Genomic DNA, 9,602 nt, shown 5'->3' with positions numbered 1-9,602 from the left:
CCTCAACTCACGACTCACGATCCGTCAGGAGACGGATTTCGGCTTCGCCTCAACTTACGACTCACGACTTACGACTCACGACTATTCGTGACGTAAATCATACATATCGATTATTTCTAACTTTTTACTTGTATTCGCCTCAACAGGGCATTACCTTTACGTGGATTTTGTGAAAAATCGAAGGTACATTGCTTATGGCAAAACAAAAAACAATTCAGGAGGTGCTTGAGGAAAAGGTGAACCTTCTCGAATGGGAGCTGAACAGACTGAAGCTGGACAATGAAAAGTTGTCGCAACAGCTTACACTGAGCCGCATTTCCGAATTCACAACCAAAGCAAATGAAAACCGCTTGAAACTTATCGTTGAAAATCTTCCGCTGCCCGTATTTTTAAAAGACCAGGATTCGGTGTATGTCCTTGCAAATAGGAAGTACATTGAAATGGTCAATTCCGATATGGCGAATTTTGAGGGTAAGACCGATTTTGATTTTTATCCGGTCGACCTCGCCGAAAAGTACAGAGCCGATGATGCACGCATACTTCAGGATGGGCAGACCGTTTCTTATGAAGAAGATTTTGTTGAAAACGGTGTCACCAAAAGTGTGCTTACCACAAAGATGCCGTTCATTGACCCTGAAACCGGAAAGCGGGGACTGCTCGGGATTTTTATTGATAATACGGAGCGAAAACGGAATTTAATTGAAAGCGAATCGGCCAGAAACAAGGCTGAACAGGCTGATAATTTAAAATCTGCTTTTCTGGCAAATATGGCGAGGGAACTTCGCTCACCCTTGAATGCCGTTTCAGGATTTGCGCAGCTATTGGAGCATCCGGATATTTCTGAAGAGAAGCGCAAGGAATACATTTACCTTATTAATAAGCGCGGAAGCGACTTGCTGAATATTGTGAACGACATTGTTGATATTTCACAGCTTGAAGCCGGCAAAACATCACTCAACGAAAATCTGGGCGATATCAACGACCTGTTTACTGAATTATTTGAAAACTTTTCTTCGGGGACTAAATATGAATTTTTAAAATCAGTTGAACTGAAAATCGGGAAGCATTTGCCATGTAAAAAAACATTTGTATATGCTGATTTTGGTAAGCTGAGGCAGATATTGACACACCTGCTTGATAATGCGGTTAAATTCACCGAAAAAGGGCGTATAGAATTTGGGTGCGAACTTATTGGCGACCAATTGGAGTTTTATGTAAGTGATACCGGAATTGGTATTTCGGAAGAAAAACGCCACTTGCTGTTCGACCATTTGAAACCGGGCAAAGAAAATTTTCTGAGCAGCAAAGCCCAGGGAGCCATGCTTGGTCTGGCTATTTGCAGGAAAATGTTGGAATTGATGAACGGCAGGATTGAGGTTACATCTAAGGTTGGTGAAGGCTCTGAATTCCGGTTTACAATACCCTACAAAGCGGCGCAGGATGCTGAGACTCCCGAAAGTTTTTTCAACACCATAGATGATTGGGCTAAAAAAACCATCATGGTGGTGGAAGATAATCATTTCAATTGTGAATTTCTGGCGGCCGTGCTGCGACGCACAAACGCTAATTTTTCGGTTGCCTACGACGGCGAAACCGCCCTGAAGATTTTTCGCGAAACACCCGGTCTGGATATTGTGTTAATGGATATACGCCTGCCTGATATCAATGGCTTTGAGCTTACTCAGATTATGAAAGCCATACGTCCGGATGTGAAGATTATTGCCATTACGGCCTATGCCTCGGAAGACGACCGGCAGTATAGCGTGGACGTCGGATGCGATGCATTTATTCCAAAACCTGTTGATATAAATGTCCTCCTTCGTACCATCGAAAAATATTTTGTTGTGCCTTCGGCATCAGAAGCCAGATTAAGCTCAGCAACATCTCATTAATTAACTAATATCAAATAATAATAGCAATGACAAATGTAGGAATTATTGGTTCTGGAGTCGTGGGAATCGCATTAGCAAAGGGATTCATCAAATACGGCTATAATGTAATGATTGGCTCACGCGATAAAGCAAAGCAGCAGGAACTGTTAAGCTCACTCGGAACAACCGCTCGTGCAGGCGATTTCAATGAGGTAGCTGCTTTCGCCGATACAATTGTACTGGCCGTAAAAGCAAAGGGCGCCATATCGGCGCTTGCACTCTGCGATGCAGAGAACCTTAAGGGCAAAACAATTATCGATACAACAAATCCGGTCGATGATCTGCCACCGGAAAACGGCGTTTTGCGCTTCTTTACAAACCTTGATGAATCAATGATGGAACAGCTGCAGAAAGCATTCCCGGCTGCACATTTTGTGAAAGCATTCAACAGCGTGGGCAACGGACTCATGGTCGATCCTGACTTTGGAGGCGTAAAACCCAGCATGTTTATTTGTGGTAATAATGAAAATGCAAAGAAAGAAGTTGGGGAGGCAATCACCCGTTTTGGCTGGGAAGTAGCCGATATGGGCGCTATGGAAGCCGCCCGCGCCATTGAGCCATTATGCATGCTTTGGTGTATTCCCGGCTTGCGCGAGAACGAGTGGATGGGGCATGCTTTCAAAATGCTGAAGAAATAATATCGACCACACTTTATCAAAGGGAAATAACATTTGTGAAGCCGGCAGTGCAAGTTAACTGCCGGCTTTTTTATGCCACAGCGCAGGCTTGTCGGTGCTTTCATCATCTGATTTGGCTGCTGAAAGCTATTCCTCCTTTTATTCAAACGAATGCTTAAATTTGCTGAACAAAATATCATTATGAATACTGAGACCTTTTTTAAAATTAGCTACGGGCTGTACGTTGTAAGTTCGGCTGCCGGCGGAAAACGCAGCGGGTACATATCCAATACGGTTTTTCAGGTTACGGCCGAACCACCTAAGTTTGCAGTGGTGTGCAGCAAAGAAAATTTTACGGCACAACTTATCGGCACGAGTGGAAAAATTGGAATTTCAGTTCTTAAAAAAGAAACATCAGCCGAAGTAATAAGTACGTTTGGATACAGCTCGGGACGCGACAAAGACAAGTTTGAGAAATTCAATTTTATGATTAGGGAAGGAGAGCTTCCTGTACTTATTGATGATACGATTGCGTGGTTCGAATGCGAAGTGCTTGATGTGCATGACGCCGGTACCCATCTTATTTTTATTACAAAAATTCTCGATGGCGAAGTTCTTGATGCCGTGTCTGAACCCTTGACCTACGCGTGGTACCGCGATGTAAAAAAAGGGAAAGCACCTAAAAATGCACCAACATTTATTAAACCTGAAGAGCCGGCTGCGTTAAAAATGTCAACCCCGCTTTATAAATTCAAGTGCCCTGTTTGCGGCTATATTTATGATCCTGAAAACGGCGACCCATCCAACGATATCGCGCCGGGAACAAGGTTTGAACATTTGCCTGATTCCTGGTCATGCCCTATTTGCGGAGTGTCGCAAAGCGAATTCAATATACTGTAACAATATTTTTCATTTCTCATTCGTTCTGAATGGGAGATGAGACCCCTGATAACCATAATCGCATTCTTGTTCGTTCTCCGGGTAGGAGCACAGGAGTTTCACATCAAAGGGCGTGATGCCGGAACCTTTTCACTGGGCGCACGCAGCAGTATCGGACTTGTAAACGACGGCAAATGGCAGAAGACTGCCTTTGGCACCGGAGGGCAATTCCGCATCCGATTTTCAGACCGGGTAAATACCGACTGGTTCATGGATTATCTTACCGCCGACCTCGGCAACTACGCGTGGCGCGCCGACTGCCACATAGGGTGGAGTGTGTTGTATTATCTTTCAAAAAATCCGGATCCGCTTATTCAGCCGTATGTTCTTGCAGGACATTGTTTCGAATACCTGAAGTTCACCGATAACAACAATACTTCAAATTTTGCGGAACGTTGGAGCGGTTCGGTGCAGGGAGGCGTGGGGACGAGCATAAACCTCACGGATCGCTTCGATGTTTCGCTGGTTGCACAATATATGGTTCATATCGGAACACGCATCACTGCTTCAAACACCGAAGGCATCACAACATTCACAAAAAGCAAAGGCTTCGGTATTGCCGATCATGTGTTACTTCACATCAGCCTTAACTATAAAATCGCGGACCTGTGGTAAAAAAACTGTTGATACCGGCAATCATGATGCTGTGCCTGCAATCAGCCGCACAGCAGCGTACTGAGTATACTTCTGCAGGCTTGCTCAAAGCAAACCTTGCACTGATGCAGAGTTTCATGGTGCAGCATCCGGTTAAAAATGTTTATCTGGGTGGAAACCTTGAGTACTTCACAGGCTCACATCTGAGCATGCGCGGCGACTGCTTATGGTACCTAGACAGCAGGAAAAATCCGGCATTCAAACAAAATGGTGTTGTACTATTTGGTCCACTGCTTCATTATCCAATAAAGAGAAGCGATTTTTATGCAGGCCTGCAGCCCGGATTTTCATTTTCAACGCCTCTTATAATTGGTTCAGATGTGTCTGAAAATAGTTCATATCCGTCACGTTTTCTGCCCGCACTCAGCGTTTCGGGTGGTTATACTTTTTATTTTTCAAGATTCTGTAATTTTTATCTGGGCGTGAACTATCTCGTATCGCGCTATCGCGGAGCCGAAGGCGGAAGCATCAACCTTGATGAATTTATAATATCTGCCGGACTCGGATTCCATCTTTTCGTGATTCACCCGCACAACCCTTATCACTGAAATATCTTACGAAAAGTATCAAATGCCTTATGCTTCGTTAAACCGCAAGTGGCATTCGGATGTCAGGGTTAGTGTATATGATTTTCAGCTGCGCATTGAGATTCCTCATGCCGCGAAAATAGCGGGATTCGGAATGACATGACATCTTACCTGGAACTGTGTCATTCTGAGCGGAGTGTAACGCAGCGAAGAATCTCCTGAATTATAGATGCCCATGACTTGATTCGCCCCTGTGCATCAGAAAATATTATATTTGCAGTAAAGATGCCTGAAAATTGCTTTCTGTATTGCTGAAGAAATTGCAGCTTCCTGACACATCTTCTTAGTATGAAATTATAATTTTCCGAAATGAAAAAGCCCGTACTTCTTGCCTCTGTATTGTTTTTCATGTTGATTGCGTTATGGTCTGTAAACCCTGAAAATGTATGGGCTCAGGGTGTTTCGGTAAACCGTACAGGTGCAGCGCCCGACACTTCTGCCATACTCGATATAAGCAGCAGCACAGCACCCTTTCAGGGAATGCTGATTCCGCGAATGACTACGGCTCAGCGCAACCAGATTTATGCACCCGCAAACGGTCTGGTAATTTATAATCTTGATTGTAATGAAATTCAATATTTCAATGGCAGCAGCTGGATGAGCCTGCTGAACAGTACCAATTTCACCATGCCCGGCTCAATAAGCGGATCTTTGGGCTTCTGCCCCGGTCAAACCGGAGTCGTTTATTCCGTGTCGCCTGTCAATGGTGCCATAAGCTATAACTGGACAGTGCCTGTAGGGGCAACTATCACTGCAGGGCAGGGTACAACATCCATAACTGTTGACTTTGGAAGTAACAGCGGAAGTGTTAGCGTTTCAGCAAGCAGCCTGTGCAGTGTAATTGCCATGACCTCGCTGAACGTTACGGCAGGGTCTGCCCCTCCGGTTCCCGGTGCGATAACCGGAACCACCGGTATTTACAACGGACAAACAGGAGTGGCTTATTCTATCACTGCGGTCAGTGGTGCAACTACCTATACATGGACAGTACCAACAGGTGCAACAATAGTATCAGGGCAAGGGACAACAGCGATTATTGTTGATTTTGGAAGCAATGCCGGCAATGTTTGTGTTACGTCTGGAAATAGTTGTGGTAACAGCACCGCTTCCTGTCTGGCCGTAAATGTAACTTCCTGTTATACTCCCGGCACACAAACATTCAGTTATACCGGTTCTGTTGTGAACTGGACGGTTCCATGCGGCGTTACCTCTGTAACTATTGAAGCATGGGGCGCACAGGGCGGCGGTATTATTGGCGGTCTTGGTGCACGAATGAAAGGCACATTTGCCGTTTCTGCCGGCAATGTTCTCGGAATCGCTGTTGGCGGACAGGGAACAGCAAACGCATGCGGCGGTGCACCGGGAACCGGCGGCGGTGGTGGTGGCGGCGGCTCTTTTGTGTGGCTTACAACAAATACGACACTTCCTATGATTGCTGCCGGTGGCGGCGGAGGCGGTTGCGAGAACTGGGGAAATACGTGTGCCGATGGACTGGGCGGCTCTATCGGTACATCGGGCGTTGCCGGAAACGGTGGCGTTTCATTGGGTGGTGTGAATGGTAACGGCGGTGCGGGCAATGCTCCTTCGGGAACAGGCTCCGGTGGCGGCGGATGGCTTACCGCAGGTCAGAATTCAACCTATGGCGACGGCTGTACAGGCGGTCAGGCTGCATTTACATTTACCGGAGGAGCCGGCGCTGTCAACCGCGGACCCGGCGGCGACGGTGGATTTGGCGGTGGCGGCGGTGCCGTTTGCGGAGCCGGCGGTGGCGGTGGTTATTCGGGTGGCGGCGGCGGTCAGGGAGCTACATGCCGTGCCGGTGGCGGCGGCGGTGGATCGTTCAATGCCGGAACTGCTCAATCAAATACCGATGCCGTGCAAACTGGAAACGGACAAGTGATAGTAACCTGGTAAGATTATATTTTTCGCACAAGAAGCCGTAAATCATCTGTTATGAAAGCAACTGCTCTCTTCAAAGAACTTCAACAATTCTGTGCAGCCAATGCCGACGATGCCATTGTAAAAAAATATGCACGGTATTTTAAAGAAAATTATAACGCTTACGGCGTGGCATCTCCACAGCTTAGCGCGAAAATTAAGGAATTATCAAAGCGCGACGGATTGAACCTGGAACTGGTATTTGAGTTGGCGCCTTTGCTGATGAAAAGCGGCAAATATGAGGAAACCACGATAGCCCTTCACCTGCTTGATTCACTGCATAAGCAATTCACAAAAGAAACATTTGATGTTATTGCCTCATGGTTCCCGCTGGGCATTCACAACTGGGCACATGCCGATACACTGGGTATGATGATACTTCCGCGTTTTGTGAAAAAGAAATTGGTAACGATTAACGATTTCAAACCGTGGATAAAGTCAAAGTATAAATTTCAGCGCCGCTGCGTGCCTGTAACAATAATTAAATCGCTGAAAGAATCAACTGATTACAGCGGTTTCTTTAAACTGATTGAACCTCTGATGTCAGATTCGGAACGCGAGGTGCATCAGGGCGCCGGCTGGTTTCTGCGCGAAGCATGGAAAATCCGCCGGGCGGAAACTGAACATTTTTTATTGCAATATAAAGATTCGGCACCACGCCTGATCTTTCAGTATGCCTGCGAAAAAATGACCGCCGAAGATAAATTGCGGTTTAAAAGGGCAAAATAATGTGGTTGTGAATAATTAGTAATGGTAAGAAGCCAAAATATATCGTAGCTATGAAGAATATAAATGGTCATTTTGTGATGGTGCTTGCACTGCTGTTTCTGTTATCCGTTAATAATAATTCATACGGACAGGGGGCCAGCGTGAACACCGCAGGTATACCTGCTGACTCATCAGCCATGTTTGATGTAGGCAGTACAACAAAAGGATTACTGATTCCCCGAATGACAACTGCTCAGCGCAATGCCATTATTCACCCGGCAACAGGACTTATGATCTACAATCTGGACTGCAATAATTTTAACTATAATGCCGGGACTCCATCGGTCCCGAACTGGCTGCCTGTTAATTCAAACAGCACACTCTCAACACCCGGCCCTATAACGGGACAGTCGGGAGTATGTCCCAACCAGACAGGTATAACGTATTCTATACCCCCTGTTCCGGGTGCCACAACCTACAATTGGACGGTGCCTTCGGGAGCAAGCATCGTTAGTGGACAAGGCACTACCGCTATATCTGTTAATTTCGGGAATGCCTTTGGCGATGTGTGTGTGTCAGCCGGAAATAGCTGTGGTAACAGTATTGCCGCCTGTTCCGGTATTTCATTTTATACAGCACCTTCCATTACCTCCAATCCAGCCAATACCACTGTGTGCGAAACCGGGAATACTTCATTTTCTGTAGTCGCAGTGGGGGCAGGGCTTACTTATCAGTGGCAGGAATACTCCGGCAACTGGTCAAATCTTTCGAACGGAGGTGTCTATTCAAACGTTACAAGCGCAGTAGCTAATATTACCGGTGCACCCGCAGGAATGAACGGATGGCAATACAGATGTATTGTCAGCGGTACATGCAATCCGTCGCCTGTTACTTCGGCCGCAGCCGCTCTTACCGTGGCAACACTGCCTTCTTCTGCATTCAGCTGGTTACCGGTATCACCGGGCAGAAACCAAAGTTGTGTATTTACGCCGACATTATTGGGGGCCACCTATAACTGGACATTCCAGTCGGGAACGCCGGCCACAAGCACAGCCCAAAATCCTTCCGTTCTTTGGGTGTCATCAGGCACGTATAACACGAGCCTTGTGGTTAACTTTGCAGGATGCTCTTCAACTACAAGTAATCCGGTCACTGTTCTTGTTTGCTCGCATGGCTCACAGACGTTTTCGTATAGTGGAAGTATTGTCACATGGACAGTTCCTTCTATTGCCTGCTCACCTGTTACTATTGAAGTATGGGGTGCACAGGGTGGAAATTCAGGAGGCCTGGGAGCCAGGATGAGAGGTGAATTTTCAAATCTTGCAGGTCAGACACTAAGTATTCTGGTGGGCGGACAGGGTGGCAGCGGTACAGGTCATAGCTGCTGGGAAGGCGGTGGCGGTGGTGGTGGTTCGTTTGTTGCCACAAATACCAATACGGCCCTGGTGGTGGCCGGCGGAGGCGGAGGAGCAACTGCCGGAAGTTCTACCGCTCATTCCGATGGTGTAACCGCTACTTCGGGCGTTTCTAATCCGAATTGCTCCGGCGGTGGAACAGGCGGTAACGGTGGGCAGGGCGGATGTTCAGGAAATGGAGATGGCGCCGGAGGCGGAGGTTTTAACTCCAATGGCGGAAATGGATATCAAAACGCTGCCTTTGGCGGGTATGCATTCATTAATGGCGGTGCCGGTGGTGCCGGCGGTGGTGACCCTGTAATTGCCAATGGAGGATTTGGCGGCGGCGGCGGTGCCTGGACAAACTGTGGCATGCGCAGCGGTGGCGGTGGCGGATATAGCGGAGGACAGGGCGGCACAGGAACACAAAGTGTTGCAAGCGGCGGCGGCGGCGGATCATACAACGCGGGCACTAACCAGTCGAACAGCGCCGGAGTGCGGACGGGCAACGGGCAGGTCGTGATATCGTGGTAACCAAAGTCCATAAAGTCAAAAAGTCCATAAAGTCAAAAAGTTCATAAAGTCAAAAGACAATAGAAGAAATATTTTAGCATTACCCCGAAGGGGTTTAAGGTCAATAGACGGTTTGAATGAATAGAATCCGGTGGCGCACGAATGCTGATAATTAATTGTACCAAGACAGCATGCGCCGCAATAGTCGGTAGTTCATAAAGTTTTCCATTTTGACACACATTTTTGAACAGCCTCTGAAAGAGCGTCAGAACGACTCGAAGCAACATATTTTCCTCTCACGAGTCGAACGGAACGACTCGA

At 47.1% G+C, this 9,602-nt stretch carries 8 protein-coding genes; all 8 read left to right on the top strand.

The features are described from left to right. Positions 1–194: 194 nt before the first annotated feature. The 8 genes from WCM76_16355 (at position 195) to WCM76_16320 (ending at position 9,302) form a co-directional block, all read left to right on the top strand. Complete coding sequence (locus WCM76_16355) at positions 195–1,892, top strand: ATP-binding protein (protein MEI6767203.1); 1,698 nt, start codon at positions 195–197, stop codon at positions 1,890–1,892. A gap of 26 nt (positions 1,893–1,918) precedes the next feature. Beyond that, positions 1,919–2,569, top strand: coding sequence for an NAD(P)-binding domain-containing protein (locus tag WCM76_16350; protein ID MEI6767202.1), 651 nt, complete (start codon positions 1,919–1,921; stop codon positions 2,567–2,569). A gap of 180 nt (positions 2,570–2,749) precedes the next feature. After that, on the top strand, positions 2,750–3,448 hold the full coding sequence (locus WCM76_16345; protein MEI6767201.1) for a flavin reductase: 699 nt from the start codon (positions 2,750–2,752) through the stop codon (positions 3,446–3,448). A gap of 36 nt (positions 3,449–3,484) precedes the next feature. Beyond that, entirely contained in the window at positions 3,485–4,102 is a 618-nt protein-coding gene (locus WCM76_16340) for an outer membrane beta-barrel protein (protein MEI6767200.1), read from the top strand. Continuing rightward, positions 4,096–4,689, top strand: a complete 594-nt coding sequence (locus WCM76_16335; protein ID MEI6767199.1) for a hypothetical protein — start codon at positions 4,096–4,098, stop codon at positions 4,687–4,689. Before WCM76_16340 ends, WCM76_16335 begins: the two co-directional genes overlap by 7 nt. Positions 4,690–5,037: 348 nt before the next feature. Next, entirely contained in the window at positions 5,038–6,642 is a 1,605-nt protein-coding gene (locus tag WCM76_16330) for a hypothetical protein (protein ID MEI6767198.1), read from the top strand. A 39-nt stretch (positions 6,643–6,681) separates the two neighbouring features. Next, positions 6,682–7,395 (top strand): DNA alkylation repair protein, encoded by a 714-nt coding sequence (locus WCM76_16325; protein ID MEI6767197.1) that lies wholly within the window; start codon positions 6,682–6,684, stop codon positions 7,393–7,395. 50 nt (positions 7,396–7,445) lie between these two features. Beyond that, positions 7,446–9,302 carry a hypothetical protein gene (locus WCM76_16320; GenBank protein MEI6767196.1) on the top strand — a complete coding sequence of 619 codons (1,857 nt, stop codon included), beginning with the start codon at positions 7,446–7,448 and terminating at the stop codon, positions 9,300–9,302. Positions 9,303–9,602: the final 300 nt, after the last annotated feature.

The sequence above is a fragment of the Bacteroidota bacterium genome (assembly GCA_037133915.1).
Taxonomy (GTDB): Bacteria; Bacteroidota; Bacteroidia; order Bacteroidales; family CAIWKO01; genus JBAXND01.
The sequence above is the reverse complement of the archived record's forward strand: the minus strand, read 5'-3'. Positions and strand labels throughout refer to the sequence as shown.